A 15,697-nucleotide genomic window follows, 5' to 3' on the forward strand; every position below is an offset into this window, starting at 1 on the left:
TGCCTCTGTCGTTTTCATGCCGGACATGGCACGATCACGACGAGGTAACGCAGTGACGCGGTAGCGCGGGTGCCGCTGTGACGCGAGTTGGGTACTGGGGCGGGTCCTGAGGGGGAGCTTGTGAGCCGACGTCGCTGCGCTGCGGCCGCGATCAGTCTCGTCTGCGCTCTCGCCGTGCTCACAGCCCCGGAGTTGACGAACAGCGCGTACGCGGCGCCGCGCCCGGCGCCGACGTCGACGCCTGCCAGGTCACCCGCACCGCCGAACTCCCCGGCCGCCCCCTCGAACTCCCCGGCCGTACCGCCGAACTCCGCGCCCCTGGCGTCGAACTCCCCGGCGCCCGTGGCCCCGCCGCCCATTGAACTGCCGCCGGGTGCTCCCGGCACCGGTCCGAAGACGCTCGACCAGGTACGACTTGAGATCGACGGCCTCTACCGTAAAGCGGCCTCGGCCACCGACGCGTACAACCTCGCCGAGGAGCAGACCACCAAGCAGTCGTCCGAAGTCGTGGGTATCGCCCAGCAGATCGTGCGGGGGCAGCTCAGGATCGACGGGCTGAAGACGCGGATGGGCGCCACGGCGCGCGCCCAGTACCGGGGTTCCGGGCTGCCGCCCGAGGCCCAACTCGTCCTGACCGACGACCCGCAGCTCTTCCTCGACGGTGTCGGCAGGCTGAAGGAAGGCCAGAAGGCCACCCATGACCTGCTGGCCGAACTGACCGGTACGCAGCAGGACTTGGAGACGTACGCGGCGGACGCCAGCTCCCAGTGGCAGAAGCTCGAAGCCAACAGGCTCAAGCGGGACAAGGCGAAGAAGGAGATCACCAAGCAGATCGCCGCCGCCGAGAAGCTCGAAGCGAGCCTGAAGAAGGACGACCGGGCCCGGCTGGCGCGGCTGGAGCAGGACGCGGCGTACCGCGCGCAGACCGCCTGGCTCAGCTCAGGCGCGATCACGGACATCAACCGCGGCGCGAGCACGCAGGGCAAGAAGGCCATCGCGTTCGCGACGGAGCAGATCGGCAAGCCGTACGTGTGGGGCGCCGAGGGACCGGCCTCGTACGACTGCTCGGGGCTCACGTCACAGGCGTGGCTCGCGGCCGGGCGGACCATCCCGCGCACCTCGCAGGAGCAGTGGCGGCAGCTGCCGCATGTCGCGGTCAAGGACATGCGGCCCGGCGATCTGATCATCTATTTCAACGACGCCAGCCATGTGGCCCTGTACATAGGGGACGGCTCGATCATCCAGGCGCCGCGGCCGGGGCGGAACGTGTCGGTGACGGGCGCGGGGTCGATGCAGATCCTGGGGGTCGTACGGCCGGACAAGTGACGGCCGGGCGTGCCGTGACGCAGGCCGTGCGCCCGGCTGCGCCCCGATGCCGTGACGCAGGCCGTGCCCCCGGTGCCGTGACGGAGGCCGTGGCCCCGGCCGCGCCCCGGGCCGTGCGACGGGCTGTGACGCAGCGCATGTTCTGACCGGCTGAGCAGCAGCCGGTCACGTGACGTTCATCATGGCAACCCGGATGGCCGACGGCCGGCGCGCCGCACACCGCCGCCCGATTCCTGCCGGAATCCCGCCGAATTACTGTCGGATGCCTTACGGGCAGGGCATATGCGGAGGCATATGACAGAGGCTCATCACCCGTACGGCATTCCATTACGGCTCCGGCTACCGCTAAGGTCCCCGTCTGGTGGGGCGTCGATCGTCGTCCCACCGCGCCCTCGGGGGGAGGGAAGGAAACCAAGACCGATGCCCGTACCCGTACCGCGGCAGCGCACAGGTTCAGAAACAGAGAGGAACCTCCCTGCCGCGGAGACCGCCGACGGCGGCGACCTCATGCTCCTGGTGATCGAGGACGATCCTGCGGGCTCCTTCTCCGTACCGGAGCTGCCCGAGGGGGCAGGTACCCGCGTCCGGATCCGTACCGCGCGTAACCTCACCGAGGCCGAGCGGCTGCTCACCGACGACATCCACTGCATCCTCGTGGACCTCGCCCTGCCGGGCATGACCGACAGCGACGAGCTGGCGCCGCTCAAGAGCGTCCTGCGGCTCGCGCCGCGCCACGCCGTGCTGGCGCTGGCCGCCGAGGGCGACAGCGAGCGCGCTGCCGCCGCCGTACGGGCGGGGGCGCAGGACTACCTGTTCCGCGACGAGCTGGACGGCCGGCTGCTGAGCCGCGCCATCCGCTACGCCGTCGAACGCAAGCGCGCGGACATCGCGCAGCGCCAGCTCACCGAGTCCGTGCTGCGCGCCCAGGAGAACGCCCGGCTGGAGCGCGGCCTGCTGCCGACCCCGCTGCTCGAAGGCTCTGACCTGCGCTTCGCCGCCAGCTACCGGCCCGGCCGCTCGCGCGCGCTGCTGGGCGGGGACTTCTACGACACGATCCGCACCCCGGACGGCACGGTGCACGCCATGATCGGCGACGTCTGCGGCCATGGCCCGGACGAGGCCGCGCTCGGCGTCGAGCTGCGCATAGCCTGGCGGGCGCTGACGCTGGCCGGGTTCTGCGGTGACCAGCTGCTCTCCACGCTCCAGCAGGTGCTGGAGCACGAACGGGAGAGCGACGAGATCTTCGCGACGCTCTGCACCGTCGACATCGCGCCGGACGGCCGGAGCGCCGGGCTGTGCCTGGCCGGGCATCCGGCGCCGCTGTTCAACCGGCCGGGACAGCCGGCCCGGCTGCTGCCGCACGGGGACAACGGACCGGCCCTCGGCCTGCTGCCGCGCGCCCGCTGGCCACGTACGCAGGTGCAGCTCGGCGGGTCGTGGAGTGTGATGATGTACACGGACGGGCTGATCGAGGGCCGCGTGGGGCCCGGCGCGAGTGAGCGGCTGGGCGAGGACGGCATGGTCGGCATGATCAACAGCCAGCTCGCCCGCGGGCTGCGCGGCGAGGAGCTGCTGGAGGCGGCTGTCGCCCGCGCGCGGGAGCTGAACGGCGGCGAGCTGAACGACGATGTGGCGGTGCTGCTGCTGGGCCGGGGCCCGGAGACGGCCACTGCCCAGGCCACGACTGCGGCCGGGTCGACGACCTCAGCCCCGGCTCCGGCCGTGGCGCCGCCCTCGTCCCCGGGGGTGCTGCCGGTGCCGGGACGGGGGCCGGGGGCGGGGCCGGGCGCGCTGCCGCGGCTGCCGGCTCAGCGTCCGCCGTTGTAGGGCCCGTACGGACCGTCGCTGCTCGACCCGCCCCTGCGGCCGCCGCCGGACACCGCGCGGACGGCGGGCCGTACGTCGACCATGAAGACGATGGTCGCGACGAGCCCCGCGATCTGCAGGAACAGCATCGGAATGAGCAGGTTGACCGCGACGACGGCGGCCAGGATGGCCACCCAGAACGTCTTGGTCTTCTTCTCGGCGGCGGGGTAGGCGTCCTTACGGGCCAACGCGGCGAAGATCAGCGCGACCACGGCGAGAACGAGCATGGCCAGACTGAGGATCGACAGAACCGTGTTGAATCCGGAGAGCAACATGCTGAGCACCGCCTAGGGAGTGGTGGCCTGAGCCTTTGACGCCAACGTACCCGGAGAACGGGCCGGGCACCCTAGAGGTGCCCGGCCCGCCGGAATTCCGTACGCGGCTTTGGTGGTCGCGCCTACTTCTCGTCCTTGGGACCCGACTTCTGAACGGGCTTCTGGCCGGGCTTGACGGTCTGCTTGGCCGCCGGCGAAGAGGTCTTGCGGGCCGGCGTGGCGCGGCGCGGGGTGGTCTTGCGCGCGGTCGGCTTCTTGGCGTCGGCGGTGGCCGTGCCGGAAGCCGAAGCCGAAGCCGACGCCGAAGTGGCGGCCGGGCGGGCCGTGGCGGACGCGGGCTTGGCGGCGGGCTTGGCCGGCTTGGGAGCGGGCTCAGGCTCGACGGCGACGGCGATCTCCGTGATGTCGTCGGCCGCCTCACCGCGCCAGGTCCGTACGGTCTGCTCGCCGCGCTCGGCGACCTTCTCGTACGCCTCGCGCGCCTTCACGGCGTACTCGGCGGCGACGCCGACACTCCGCAGCGCCAGGTCCTGGGCGCTCTCGCCCAGCTTCCGCAGGTCGGTGTCGAACGACCCGAGCACCTCGGTGACCTTGGCCTGCACCGTGGCCTGGGCTTCCTTGGCCTGGTCGGCGACCTTGTCCTGGACGGTCTTGGGGTCGGTGTTGCGCACCGCGTCGAACCGGCCGGGCGCCTCGCTCCGCAGCTGGTCGATGAGGCCGGGCACCCGCCTGGCCTGCTGCACGGCAAGCTCGGCGGTACCGGCGGCGAAGTAGAGCGGCGTCGGGTCGGTAAGGGTCTTGCGCAGGTCATCGGCGATGGCCATGACTGGGCCTCCCGGATCAGATTGAGGGTGGGTTGGAAACACTGCCGTCGGCAGCGGAGGCGTCCCCTGCGACGTTCTCCGCGGCGTTCTCTGCGTCTTGGCCGTTCTCCTTGCGGAACGACTCGTAGATCTGCAGAAGCACCTGCTTCTGCCGCTCGGATATCGAGGGGTCCGCGAGGATGACGGCACGCGTCTCCAGCTCCTCACGCTCCCGCTCGTCGAGCATGCCGGCCTGCACATACAGGGTCTCGGCCGAGATCCGCAGCGCCTTGGCGAGCTGCTGCAAAATATCCGCACTCGGCTTACGCAGCCCGCGCTCGATCTGGCTCAGATACGGATTGGACACCCCGGCGGCGTCGGCGAGCTGCCGCAGCGAGAGCTGCGCACTGCGCCGCTGCTCGCGCAGATACTCACCGAGATTGCCGACGTTGAGTGATGCCATGCCCCCATGCTGCGCCACCCCCGCTAACTTTTGCAAGCGCATGCTTGCAAAAGTGTTCCACCTCGCACCAGCCCGCCGAGCGCCGTCAGTGACGTGTCCCGCTGAAGATGAGCCAGTCTCGGTCGATCTGAACCATCTGGTCGCTCGTCTCAGTCAACCGTGACCATCTGTCGATCTGTCTCGCTCTTCTTGACCCACTGCCGCACCGGGGTTCCCTACGGTCTTCGTATCGGGCGGGTGCCGAACGGGGTGGCTGATGGCTGAGGAAGACTTCTGGCTGGAGTACCTAGACGCCCGCGGCGAACCGCACGGCGGGCCGCTTGAGGTGATGTGGCCGACCCGTTTCGAGGCAGCCGCGCAGGTACGCGGGTTCCCTTCGTACCGAGGGCAGCGGAACTTCCCGGGCTGGTACTGGGCTGCTACAGGTGGCGACCTGGTGGGCTATGAGTCGTGGGTGGAGCTCGGGCACCTGATGAGGCTGGACGCCGATCCGGATGTGGTGGCGGTGGCCTCGCAGCCGTTCCGGCTGTCGTGGCGGTACAGCGACCGGCCCCGGCGGACCCGCCATACGCCGGACTACTTCGTACGCCGTCGGGACGGCACCGCTGTGGTGCTGGACGTACGTCCGGACGATCGGATCGAGCCGGACGACGCGAAGAAGTTCGCGGCCACGGCCGCGGCCTGCGCCCGGGTTGGCTGGGGCTTCGAGCGAGTCGGGATGCTCGATCCCGTGCTGGCGGCGAATCTGCGCTGGCTATCGGGCTACAGGCACCCGCGGGTGCGGCGCGAGCCGGTCGCCGATGCCCTGCAAGCGGTGTTCGCAGAGCCGCAGGGACTGCTTGCGGGGGCCCGGGAAGTCGGGGATCCGATCGCCACGCTGCCGGTGCTCTTCCACCTGTTGTGGCGCCGTGTGTTGGCCGCTGACTTGGGGGGCGAGTTGCTGGCGGGGGCCACGCGCGTGCACCTCGTTCCTGCGATGGCGAAGGAGGTGGGCGGGGATGCCGGCGCGTCCGCAGTTGCTGTCGCTGGGTGATCGGGTTCGCTACGACGGGCGCGAACACACCGTGGCTGCCTTGCACGGCACTTCGGTGCGGCTGGTGGATGACGCCCTGGCCGCCAGTGTGGTGCTGCTGGGGAACTTGCTGGCCTCTGAGGGATTCACCGTACTCAGCAGCGCGCCGAGTCGCCCGTCGTTGCCCGATGCAGGGGTCCTGGAGGGACTGTCCGAAGACGCCGCAGAGCGGGCCGAGTGGTGGCGAAGGCACCTGACCGAACTGCTTACGGGCCGTCCAGACGTCGATGCGCGCACCCCAGTGAAGGCCGAGTACGACCCGGCCGTGAACTCGTTGCGGCAGCGGGAGCTGGCCAAGCTCGCCGAACTACGCGAAATAGGCGAGGAGGTGGGGCTGAGCACGCTGCGCCGGATGCGCTCTCGCTTCGAGCGCGAAGGGGTGGCGGGTTTAGTGGACGGTCGGCAGCGCAAGCCCGCCACCGGCACGAGCCGGGCCGATCCGCGGGTGGTCGAGGCCATCGAGAAGATCGTCAGCAGCCGGACCGACGAGCCGACCGTGTCCGCACAGGTGCTGCGGCGCAAAGTCGAACGCCTGCTGGCTGCTGAGCACGGCAAGGGAGCGGTTTCGATGCCCTCCAGGGCGACGTTCTACCGCCTGTTGGAGGCAGTCTCGACCGGGCAACATCTGCTGGGCTCGGCCCGCACCCGCCGCTCGCTGGGCAAACAGCCGAAGCGGATGTTTGGGCAGCTGACGACAGCACGACCAGGTGAAGTGATGGAGATCGACTCCACGCCACTGGACGTAATGGTCGTCCACGACGACGGGACAGTGGACCGCTGCGAGCTGACCGGACTGGTCGATCTGGCGACGAGGACGCTGGCCGCGGTGGTGTTGCGGCCCTCGACGAAGGCGGTGGACGCCGCCCTGCTGCTGGCGCGGGCGATGACGCCCGAGGTGGTGCGGCCGGGCTGGTCGGACGCGTTGCGCATGTCCCGGTCGGTGCTGCCCTATGCCTCGCTGCTGACGCTCGACGAACGGATGGCCAAGGCCGCCGCGAAGCCGGTGATCGTCCCGGAGATGGTGGTCAGCGACCGCGGGAAGGCGTTCGTCTCGGACAACTTCCGTAATGCCTGCCGCCACTTGGGGATCTCGTTCCAGCCCGCGCATCCGGACACCCCGACCGACAAGCCGCATATTGAAAGAACCTTGGGCTCCGTGGCAACGATGTTCGCCCAGGATCTGCCCGGCTACACAGGCCGGAGTGCCGAGATGCGAGGCAGGGATCCGTCCGCACAAGCGGTTTGGTCCATCCACGAGCTCCAGGAACTGCTCCAGGAATGGGTCGTTTCGACATGGCAGGTCAGGCCGCACGGCGGGCTGCGAGACCCGTTGATGCCGGATCACCCGTTGAGTCCGAACGAGAAGTACGCCGCGCTGGTGGCGGCGGCCGGATACGTGTCGGTCGCGCTGAGCCCGGAGGAGTACATCCAGCTCATGCCCCGCGAATGGAGGGTCATCGGTCCCGGAGGGGTGCGGATCAACAACCGTACTTACGATTCCTGCGACCTTGTCCCCTTTCGGCGCCAGCCCTCCGGGGCGGGTCCGGACGGGAGGCTCTGGGAGGTCCACTACGACCCTTATGACATCTCCTGCGTCTGGGTACGCAACCACCGTGGCATGGACTGGATCATCGCGACCTGGCGCCATCTACGCACTTCGCCCGTCCCCATGGGTGAACTGGTCTTCGACCGGGCCCGTCAGGTGCTGGCCGAACGTGAACAGCGCAAGCCGGACGAGGAAGCGGTCGCTGAGGCTGCGGTCGAGCTGCTTGACCGGGCCGCTGACGGTCCCGAGGAACGCCCTGTCCGGCGGCGGAAGAGCTCGGGCCGAGCGGCCGAGCAGCGTGACCGCAAGGTCGTCGGCCGCACCCGTGCCACCAGCCAGTCGGCCTGGCCTCGTCCCGAGACGCCCGCCGCCTCGCAAGCGCTTCCGGCCGAACCAGCTCAGGTCTCCGATGCCGCCGATGAGGACGAGGAGTTGGCGAAAGTGGTGCCGCTGGGGATCTTCGACGCTCGTGAGGAGGCGAAAAGATGGTGGTGAGCCCCTCCGGAAATGATCGCTCTGGGGCCGACAAAGACGAACGTGTGGAGCCGCCCACCACTCTCACTGGCTGGCAGCGGTTCGTGGAGAAGGACCCGCACCCCTTCGACCTGCTTCCCCGCCCTCGATGGGAGTCGATGAGCGACGAGGAACGCACCGACTACGACGAAGCTCGCATCGACTACCACTCAGAACTCCAAGTGGTACGCACGTCCACAGTGAAGGAAGTCGCTCATCAGGGACGCCTTCTGACCCTGCTCAACCGACGCGAGCACGGAGCTCGCCGCGGCCTGATCATCTCTGGCGACCGCACCACGGGCAAGACCACTGCACTCCGGCAGCTCGGGCGCCTTCATGAACTGCGTGTTCGGCAGAGATCCGGCGAAGGCCAACGCATCCCGGTGGTCTATGTCACCGCACCGCCGAAAGGATCACCCCGGAAGCTCGCCTTGGAGTTTGCCCGCTTCCTCAACATCCCGACCATCACCCCTCGCCACAACACAGCCGACATCACGCATTCCGTCTGTCAGGTGCTGACAGAGGCCCGCACGGACCTGGTGCTGGTCGACGAAATCCACCTCATGAACTTGGGCACGATCGCCGGAGAGGAGCTCTCCGACCACCTGAAGTACTTCACCGAGCACCTGCCGGCCACGTTCATCTACGCCGGCATCGACGTCGAACACTCCGGACTGTTCACCGGCATCCGCGGCGGCCAGATCGCAGGTCGCTGCACCCTCCTGCACACCGGCCCCTTTCCCCTGGGCCGCGAATGGGAAGGGCTGGTCGCGACCATGGAGGGCACCCTTCGCCTGCACAGGCACGCCCCCAACACATTGACCAAGTTGCACAAATACCTCTACCAGCGGACCGGCGGCATGATCGGCAGCCTCTCCCATCTTGTCCGTGCCGCAGCCATCTCCGCGATCCTGGACGGCAGCGAAAGCATCACCCGGCGACAACTGCACGCCATCCACGTGGATCACGCCAGCGAGAGCGCCTACCGGACATCCGCATGATCGAGGTCAAGGCCCCGGCCGGGCGGGCACGGCCTCTGCCTCTGACCTCCCCGCCCTTTCCGAATGAGACTGTTCGGTCCTATGCCACGCGGCTCGCGCTGCTCAACGGGGTTCCCCCGAAGCACGTGCTCCGCCGCTTCTACTCGGCGGAGAGGCCCCTGGACAGGCTGGATCTCCTCGCCGTTCGCAGCGGTCAGGCACCGAAATCTCTGAGGAAGGCACTGCCCGAGCTGACCACCGCCACGGCATGGCACCATCCGGGCTACCCGTTGATCAACCGGACCTGGGCCTGCGACTTCTGCGCGGCCGCACATACTGGAAAGATCAGCTGGCGGATCGAGATCTGGGGGCTCCGAGACCTCAACCAGCTCTGCGTCAAGCACCGCCGGTGGACAGGCAGTGGCACCGCCTACGACTCGTACTTTGAGCGAAGCGTCGAGATCCCTTCAACCGGTCAGTGCAGCGTTGCGCAAGCGCCCGAGATCGTTGAAGCTCAACGGCGCCTCCACCGGCTCTGCCGTCACAGCAGATACCGCAGGATCCTGCCCGCCTACGAAGAATGCTCCAAGCTCTGGCGCGACCTGACCAGACACGGCTACGCAGCAGACCGCACGGAGCGCAGACTCCGCTTGATCCATCCGGACGAGACCAGTCGGCACCGGCCATACCCATACGCCGAGGCCGCCGACTTCCCCGACGTCGTCCAGGTCGCCGCTCTCTTCGCTTCCTTCTACTGGCGAAATCAAGCCCTCGGAAGCCAGGGAGAGGTTCAGCGCTTCCGCCGAGAGTTCGACAGGCGACTACCCGCAGAGCGGAAGCTGAGGACAACCGCCATCCCATGGCTCCAAGAAGAGATCGTGCGGCTTGCCCAACGGGTCGACGAGGCCGTCCGCCACCATGAGGCCAGCCTCGACGGGCTCGTAACCGCCCACCCGCACGACCAGTTCCCTCCCCTGCTCATCCGAAGGATCTTGAAGCGTTCCCCAGCACACGCACGGTGAACTGCCTCTGCCCTCACCGAGACGGGACTGACGTCAGCAACGTCGGAGCCGATCATTAGGCTCCGCTCATGACCAGCGACCTCGGATTCACATGCTCGTGCTGCGGCAGCCATCACGCCGAACTGCCGATGAACTACTCGGCCACGGCTCCCTACGTCTGGGATCCGCGTTTCGCCGACCGTGCGGACTGCCTGCTCTCGTCGGATCAGTGCGTCATCCAGGCACAGCACTACTTCGTCAAGGGTCTGATCGAGATACCGATCATCGGCAGCGACGAGGTCTTCTCCTGGGCCGCATGGGTCTCCCTCAGCCGGGACAACGTCGCCCGAGCCGCGGACCTCTGGGACACCCGGGGACGCGAATCCGAGGAGCCGTACTTCGGATGGCTGTCCACCGACCTCTTCCTCTACTCGCCCAGCACCATCAACTTGAAGACCCACGTCCACACCCGCCCCATCGGACAGCGTCCGTTCATCGAGCTGGAGCCGACCGACCACCCTCTCGCGGTCGAACAGCGGACCGGCATCACGATGGAGCGTGTCCGTGAAATCGCCGAAGCTGTTCTCCACCCTGCCGACAGCGAATCCAAGTGACGTCGAACATCCTGCTGACCTAGCGTTCCACCCATGACCACCCCCGACGTCGGCACCGGCGATGAGGCCAGCGTGACGATCCGCTGCCAGGACCATGCGTCCGTCGGCGTGACGTTCTGCGACCGGTTCAGCTTCGACGCAGACTCCGTGCACTATGCCGTCGAGCTGCGGGCTCCCGGTCTGACCGCTCGCGTCAACGAGGTCGTCGCCTGGATCTGGGACAGCGATCTCACCGCATTCCTGGAAGAGCTCGCCGCCGACTACCGGGGATGGGACGGCGAACGGAGCTGGCAGACCAATGACCACGACCTAACGGTGTCGGCAGTCTTCCGGTCCGGCGGCCACGTCGGCCTGACCTGGGCCTTGCGGCCGTGGCCTCAGGCCGCAGGTGGCTGGGGCGCCTCTGTGACCACCTGGCTGGAGGCCGGCGAGCAGATGACTTCCCTGGCGGCCGATGTTCGGGCCTTCCTCGCTGAGGAGCACCAGTGACATCCGGCATGCGCATCACCTGGACCCTGGCGGGATCCGGGTGGGCGGACTGCACCCTTGAAGATCGCCAGGCGAGAGTCGAGCTCACCGCGTCCCACATCACCAGTGCGCCCGAGGAGCTCCTGACCGCGGTGGCCCAGCTCGTCGCGGGCGGGTCGGAGACCCGTGCCCAGTTTGAGGCCGAACCGACCGCCTACCGGTGGATCTTCTACCGCGAAGGCGTGGACACCTGGACCCGCGTGCTGGAGCTGCGTCACGGCAGCGATCACGACAACAAGGGAACCGAAATCTGGTCCAGCCAGCTCGGCATCGACCAGCTCGCCCGCACCGTGATCCGCTGCTTCGACGAGGTCGCGCAGACCTACGGCGAAAGTGGCTATCGAGGCAAGTGGGGCGAACACTTCCCACGAACCGAGCTCGAAGCCCTCAGACGCCTCTGGCACGCCCACCACCGCAGCGACAACACATAGCCGCACCGGCCCGCGGCAAAGCAACGGCGGCCCTACTCCAGACTCCAGCGTCGCACTCCAGCCGGGCCGCTGAGTTCGCGACGTCCGCCACCGCACACCCGCGCCGCCGCCTAAGATCGCACATCACCACGGAGCACAGTAAGCAGGGGGAGGGCCAGGAAAACCGTGCGATTCGGCGTATTTTATGACGACCGTCGCTTGGCCGAAGGTGGCGCCATGGCAGAGGATCTTTTCGATGCGCTCCTCGTCCACGACACCTGGGACGACGACGGATACCGCACCATGTTCACGTTGCGCGTTCTGACCAGGGATGGCTGGATCGAGGTCGGCACGGTGAAGATTGGCCACGTGGCGACGGATGGCGAGAACGTTCCCGCCAACTATCTGCTCCCGGAGCGCTTCAGCCGCCTGGACAGCTCGCGCTATTTCTCGGTGGGCCAGGATGAAAGCTATTACTACACGCTGAGCGAGATACCCAGCGCCATCCGGGAGGAAGTACTCACCGCGCTCCGGGATATCGCCTATGACGAGGACTCCTTCCGCCTCGCGCGGAACCAAGATGTGACCCGCACTTCGCTACTGCGCTTCGTCAAGATGTCGACCGTGCGCGGGCAGCTGCGGCGCATCGCACGCGGCGGAGCGCGCCGGGTAAGTTTCGATATCGCCTACGAGCCGCCGCTGCCACCGGCAATGAGTTCCGTGCGGTTCGAATTCAAGGTCGAACCAGGCTCCCGGCCGGCCAGCAACGTGCACGCCCTGACCGGACGGAACGGCGTGGGGAAGTCATATGTGCTTTCCCACTTGGCCCGCGCCGTCGCTGCGGTCGAACCGCAGATATATGAGCTCGGGCGGATCATCGAGTACGGCCGCGAGGGCCGATCCTTCAACAACCTGGTGACTGTCTCGTTCAGCGCCTTTGACGACTTCCCGCTCGTCGAGGGCGACGAAATGTTCATCGCTTCCTACGTGGGCCTGCGTGTTCAGGGTTCACGATCCCCCAGGTTCAAGACCCCTGGCGGGCTCAGGAAGGACTTCGCGCAGGCCATGAAGGCATGTCTGACGCGCGAGCGCAGCCCACAATGGATCAGGGCATTGCGCACCCTCGACTATCCCGGGAGCGGACTCCTGGAGGAGGGATGGCTGGAGAACTTCGAGAACACCGCAAGCCTGAACAGCCGCGAGAATAAGGCCCGGCAGCTCTTCCGCCGTCTCAGCGCCGGCCACCGGCTCGTTCTGCTCACCATGACCCGGCTCATCGAGCACGTGAGTGAGCGGACCCTCGTCATCATCGATGAGCCGGAAACCCACCTCCATCCGCCCCTGCTGTCCGCGTTCATGCGGGCGCTGTCCGATCTGCTCGCCGAGCGCAACGGGCTGGCCATCGTCGCCACACACTCTCCGGTTGTACTCCAAGAGATTCCTGCCCACTGCGTCTGGAAACTCTGGCGCTACGGCGGGCAACTCGGAGCCGCGCAGCCCCGCATCGAAACGTACGGCGAGAACGTCGGCGTGCTGACTCACGAGGTCTTCGGTCTGGAACTCACCGAAGCCGGCTTTCTGCACGAACTACGACGCCTGGTCGACGTCGGCTACTCCTACGACGCTGTCCTGGAACACTTCAGTGGACGGCTTGGCAGCGAGGCACAGTTGGTGCTCAGCGCCTTGCTCGGCCAGCGCGACGACGTGGAGGGACACGGCTGATGCAGCACATAGATCCTCCGACCTTCGACGCACGCGACGTCTACACCACCTGCATCGCCAACGCCCGCCCAAATAGCCGAAAACGGCTGGAGTCGTTCACCGACGCGGTGGCCGATGCAGCAAGTGCGTACGAGGCAGCCGCTCAGGGCCAGGCTCTTCACACCGTCACCGGCCTCGCCGCCACGCCTGGCACCCGTCGCGACCGCAAGGCACTGGAGGGGGTCTACACCGACCGGTTGGCCAAGGACCGTGCTCCGGGCCGCCACATCTACGAGGCGCTCAAAGGTACGACCGACCAAGAAGGCCGTCGACGGGATAACCGGTGTCCCCTGTGCGGGGAGGGCCTGGTAACCACGCTCGATCACCACCTACCCAAGAACACGTACCCGCTGCTCAGCGTGGTACCGGTTAACCTCATCCCGGCTTGCCGCGACTGCAACACCGGCAAGCGCGCGACAGTCCCCGTCAATGCGGGTGACCAGACCCTGCACCCCTACTTCGACGACTTCTCCCACCACCCCTGGCTTCGAGCTCGTCTCAGGAGGCCACGCGGCAATGAGCAGCCGTCGATGAAGTTCTTCGTTTCCCCCCACCCTGATTGGAGCGACACACTCACAGAACGCCTCCAGAAACACCTGAAGGTGTTCGACCTGGACTACCGGTACAGCCTTCTGGTGAGTAGCCACATCGCATCAACCAACCACGACCTCACGATGATGCCCACTAACTCCGTCGCCCCCTGGCTTGAGCACAAGGCCGAGGGCTGGCGCTACCGGGGTAACCCCAACACGATGGGCTATGCCCTGTTCAAGGCCCTGGCGGCCGACAAGTGGTATGTCAACGGCGGCTGGCGCGGCTCAAGCCCGGAGACAAACCTCGACTAATCGGCCCGACAGCCATTCTCCGAGAAGGCCGATTTGAGGACACGCCACGACTTCGGAGAAGAGGGTGCAACAGCTCACTGGGGCTGGGCGTGACGCCGCAGTCAGTCCGCCGCGGGACCGATCGATGGCGTGGTCATCGGGTTCGCCGACCGGGCCCCCTTCTGCGGCCCCCGCGGCCAAGCGCAGAGCCGACGGGCTTGTCGTCGGTTCCCTCTCGTGTCGTGGTTTGGGAGCACCAGACGCGGCACGACTCCGCTCGACGGGAGAGCGACTGGGTTCGATGTCAACGGACAGCTGCTCAGGTTGAGTGAGACAGGCCAGCCATTGCCGTCTCACTCAACCTGAGCCACCCCAGGTCACCGCCTCACGATGGCCCACTTCCATTGAGACGGGACAGTCAGAGGTGCGCAGTACGCTCCGGCCCATGACGACCAGGATCAGTCTGACCTTGGACTGCACGGACGCGACGCTCCTCGGCCGCTTCTGGAAGACGGCGCTGGGGTACGTCGACGAGCCGCCGCCCGCGCCCTTCACGACCCGCGAGGAGTGGCACGCGAGTTTCGACCTTCCGGCGGACGACTCGGTGGACGACGGGGCGTGGCTCTGCGATCCCGACGGCATCGGGCCCCCGCTCTCCATCCTCAAGGTCCCTGAGCCCAAGACGGCGAAGAACCGGCTCCACATCGACGTCCGGGTGCCGGGACACGGCAGTCCCGAGGAACGGTGGGCACGGATCAGGGCGAAGGCCGAGCTGCTGATAGCGGCGGGCGGTACCGCCGTGGAGGAGTTCGACGGGCACCACATCGTCATGGCCGACCCGGAAGGCAACGAGTTCTGTGTCGCCGCCGCCCAGCGTGAGGGCTGAGAGTGAGAACTGAGGACTGAGGACTGACCAGGTTCCGCGCTGTTCTGCCGACGGTTAAATCCGGGCCGATCGGGGGCGGTGACCACTTACGGTCTCGTTCATGACGACGGTTACGACGCGCACGGTCGAGTACCCCGCCGACGGGATGACGATGGTCGGCATCTCGCGCTGCCGGCTGGTGTCGGGCGGCGGGCCGCCGTGCTGGTGGGGCCTGAGGGGCCCGGGTTGAACGACTTTCAGCGGCGGCGGGCCGATGCGCTGGCCGAGTTGGGGTACGTGGCGCTGGCCTTCGACATCAACGGCGGGCGATGGTTCACCGATCCCCAGGAGATGCTGGCGCACGTCACCCCGCTGCTTGCCGATCCCGGCCGGATGCGGGGCATCGGGCACGCTGCGCTTGATGTGTTGCGCGCCGAGCCGCGGGTCGATCCCGGGCGGATCGGCGGCGTCGGTTACGGGACCGGGGGTGCGATCCTGCTGGAACTCGGGCGTGACGGGGTCGACTTGCGGGTGATCGGGACGGTCAACGCGTTGACCACCGGGCGGCCGGGCGAGGCGGCGCGGATTCGTTGTCCGGTGTGGGCCGGGGTCGGGTCGGAGGACCCGATCATGCCGGCCGCCCAACGGGACGCGTTCGCCGCCGAGATGCAGGCCGGCGGGGTCGACTGGCGTCTTGTCGTCTACGGCGGCGCGTTGCACGCCTTCCACCATCCGAACGTCGACCAGGCCGTCCTTCCCGGCGTCGGCCACCACCCGGTGCACGCACGACGGGCCTGGGACGACGTCGTCGGGCTGCTCAACGAGTGCCTGCCGCCGGCGGAGTGAGCCA

15 protein-coding genes and 1 pseudogene are annotated in these 15,697 nt (G+C 67.7%); 13 read left to right on the forward strand and 3 right to left on the reverse strand.

Annotation, left to right across the window (positions count from 1 at the left end; genetic code table 11):
* The first annotated feature begins 120 nt into the window (after window positions 1–120).
* On the forward strand, window positions 121–1,326 hold the full coding sequence (locus OHS57_RS17260) for a C40 family peptidase (RefSeq protein ID WP_328582530.1): 1,206 nt from the start codon (window positions 121–123) through the stop codon (window positions 1,324–1,326).
* A 420-nt stretch (window positions 1,327–1,746) separates the two neighbouring features.
* Window positions 1,747–3,153, forward strand: coding sequence for a PP2C family protein-serine/threonine phosphatase (locus tag OHS57_RS17265; RefSeq protein WP_328582531.1), 1,407 nt, complete (start codon window positions 1,747–1,749; stop codon window positions 3,151–3,153).
* Here the strand turns inward: OHS57_RS17265 and OHS57_RS17270 are convergent.
* The 3 genes from OHS57_RS17270 to OHS57_RS17280 all read right to left on the reverse strand — a co-directional run bounded on the left by OHS57_RS17270 (window position 3,135) and on the right by OHS57_RS17280 (window position 4,733).
* A complete protein-coding gene (locus OHS57_RS17270; protein ID WP_328582532.1) occupies window positions 3,135–3,467 on the reverse strand; it encodes a DUF2516 family protein in 333 nt (110 codons plus the stop codon). The two genes, OHS57_RS17265 and OHS57_RS17270, sit on opposite strands and share 19 nt — an antisense overlap.
* 122 nt (window positions 3,468–3,589) lie before the next feature.
* Window positions 3,590–4,291, reverse strand: a complete 702-nt coding sequence (locus OHS57_RS17275) for a hypothetical protein (protein ID WP_328582533.1) — start codon at window positions 4,289–4,291, stop codon at window positions 3,590–3,592.
* A 16-nt stretch (window positions 4,292–4,307) separates the two neighbouring features.
* Window positions 4,308–4,733 carry a helix-turn-helix domain-containing protein gene (locus OHS57_RS17280; RefSeq protein WP_328582534.1) on the reverse strand — a complete coding sequence of 142 codons (426 nt, stop codon included), beginning with the start codon at window positions 4,731–4,733 and terminating at the stop codon, window positions 4,308–4,310.
* A 256-nt stretch (window positions 4,734–4,989) separates the two neighbouring features.
* On the opposite strand from OHS57_RS17280, the gene OHS57_RS17285 reads away from it, so the two are divergent.
* The 11 genes and pseudogenes from OHS57_RS17285 to OHS57_RS17335 all read left to right on the forward strand — a co-directional run bounded on the left by OHS57_RS17285 (window position 4,990) and on the right by OHS57_RS17335 (window position 15,693).
* Window positions 4,990–5,766 (forward strand): TnsA-like heteromeric transposase endonuclease subunit, encoded by a 777-nt coding sequence (locus tag OHS57_RS17285; protein WP_328582535.1) that lies wholly within the window; start codon window positions 4,990–4,992, stop codon window positions 5,764–5,766.
* Window positions 5,732–7,846, forward strand: coding sequence for a Mu transposase C-terminal domain-containing protein (locus tag OHS57_RS17290; RefSeq protein ID WP_328582536.1), 2,115 nt, complete (start codon window positions 5,732–5,734; stop codon window positions 7,844–7,846). Before OHS57_RS17285 ends, OHS57_RS17290 begins: the two co-directional genes overlap by 35 nt.
* Window positions 7,837–8,865: an ATP-binding protein gene (locus OHS57_RS17295; protein WP_328582537.1), complete on the forward strand. Its 1,029-nt coding sequence runs from the start codon at window positions 7,837–7,839 to the stop codon at window positions 8,863–8,865. Before OHS57_RS17290 ends, OHS57_RS17295 begins: the two co-directional genes overlap by 10 nt.
* On the forward strand, window positions 8,862–9,866 hold the full coding sequence (locus OHS57_RS17300; RefSeq protein WP_328582538.1) for a TniQ family protein: 1,005 nt from the start codon (window positions 8,862–8,864) through the stop codon (window positions 9,864–9,866). Before OHS57_RS17295 ends, OHS57_RS17300 begins: the two co-directional genes overlap by 4 nt.
* A gap of 128 nt (window positions 9,867–9,994) precedes the next feature.
* Window positions 9,995–10,459, forward strand: a complete 465-nt coding sequence (locus OHS57_RS17305) for a DUF2199 domain-containing protein (protein WP_328585091.1) — start codon at window positions 9,995–9,997, stop codon at window positions 10,457–10,459.
* A 33-nt stretch (window positions 10,460–10,492) separates the two neighbouring features.
* Entirely contained in the window at window positions 10,493–10,948 is a 456-nt protein-coding gene (locus OHS57_RS17310; protein ID WP_328582539.1) for a DUF6228 family protein, read from the forward strand.
* Complete coding sequence (locus OHS57_RS17315) at window positions 10,945–11,418, forward strand: hypothetical protein (protein WP_328582540.1); 474 nt, start codon at window positions 10,945–10,947, stop codon at window positions 11,416–11,418. The genes OHS57_RS17310 and OHS57_RS17315 overlap by 4 nt, the downstream gene beginning before the upstream one ends.
* A 216-nt stretch (window positions 11,419–11,634) precedes the next feature.
* Entirely contained in the window at window positions 11,635–13,119 is a 1,485-nt protein-coding gene (locus OHS57_RS17320; protein WP_328582541.1) for an AAA family ATPase, read from the forward strand.
* A complete protein-coding gene (locus tag OHS57_RS17325) occupies window positions 13,119–14,003 on the forward strand; it encodes an HNH endonuclease (protein WP_328582542.1) in 885 nt (294 codons plus the stop codon). Before OHS57_RS17320 ends, OHS57_RS17325 begins: the two co-directional genes overlap by 1 nt.
* 424 nt (window positions 14,004–14,427) lie before the next feature.
* Window positions 14,428–14,868 (forward strand): VOC family protein, encoded by a 441-nt coding sequence (locus OHS57_RS17330; protein ID WP_328582543.1) that lies wholly within the window; start codon window positions 14,428–14,430, stop codon window positions 14,866–14,868.
* Window positions 14,869–14,968: 100 nt separating this feature from the next.
* Window positions 14,969–15,693, forward strand: a pseudogene (locus OHS57_RS17335) (dienelactone hydrolase family protein).
* The last annotated feature ends 4 nt before the right edge of the window (window positions 15,694–15,697 follow it).

It is taken from the genome of Streptomyces sp. NBC_00370 (genome assembly GCF_036084755.1).
Classification (GTDB): domain Bacteria; phylum Actinomycetota; class Actinomycetes; order Streptomycetales; family Streptomycetaceae; genus Streptomyces.

Coding starts and splice junctions, on each gene's coding strand:
- OHS57_RS17295 (WP_328582537.1), top strand. CDS start 7,837: ATGGTGGTGAGCCCCTCCGGAAATGATCGCTCTGGGGCCGACAAAGAC.
- OHS57_RS17280 (WP_328582534.1), bottom strand. CDS start 4,733: ATGGCATCACTCAACGTCGGCAATCTCGGTGAGTATCTGCGCGAGCAG.
- OHS57_RS17310 (WP_328582539.1), top strand. CDS start 10,493: ATGACCACCCCCGACGTCGGCACCGGCGATGAGGCCAGCGTGACGATC.
- OHS57_RS17275 (WP_328582533.1), bottom strand. CDS start 4,291: ATGGCCATCGCCGATGACCTGCGCAAGACCCTTACCGACCCGACGCCG.
- OHS57_RS17265 (WP_328582531.1), top strand. CDS start 1,747: ATGCCCGTACCCGTACCGCGGCAGCGCACAGGTTCAGAAACAGAGAGG.
- OHS57_RS17325 (WP_328582542.1), top strand. CDS start 13,119: ATGCAGCACATAGATCCTCCGACCTTCGACGCACGCGACGTCTACACC.
- OHS57_RS17270 (WP_328582532.1), bottom strand. CDS start 3,467: ATGTTGCTCTCCGGATTCAACACGGTTCTGTCGATCCTCAGTCTGGCC.
- OHS57_RS17300 (WP_328582538.1), top strand. CDS start 8,862: ATGATCGAGGTCAAGGCCCCGGCCGGGCGGGCACGGCCTCTGCCTCTG.
- OHS57_RS17305 (WP_328585091.1), top strand. CDS start 9,995: ATGAACTACTCGGCCACGGCTCCCTACGTCTGGGATCCGCGTTTCGCC.
- OHS57_RS17285 (WP_328582535.1), top strand. CDS start 4,990: ATGGCTGAGGAAGACTTCTGGCTGGAGTACCTAGACGCCCGCGGCGAA.
- OHS57_RS17330 (WP_328582543.1), top strand. CDS start 14,428: ATGACGACCAGGATCAGTCTGACCTTGGACTGCACGGACGCGACGCTC.
- OHS57_RS17290 (WP_328582536.1), top strand. CDS start 5,732: ATGCCGGCGCGTCCGCAGTTGCTGTCGCTGGGTGATCGGGTTCGCTAC.
- OHS57_RS17320 (WP_328582541.1), top strand. CDS start 11,635: ATGGCAGAGGATCTTTTCGATGCGCTCCTCGTCCACGACACCTGGGAC.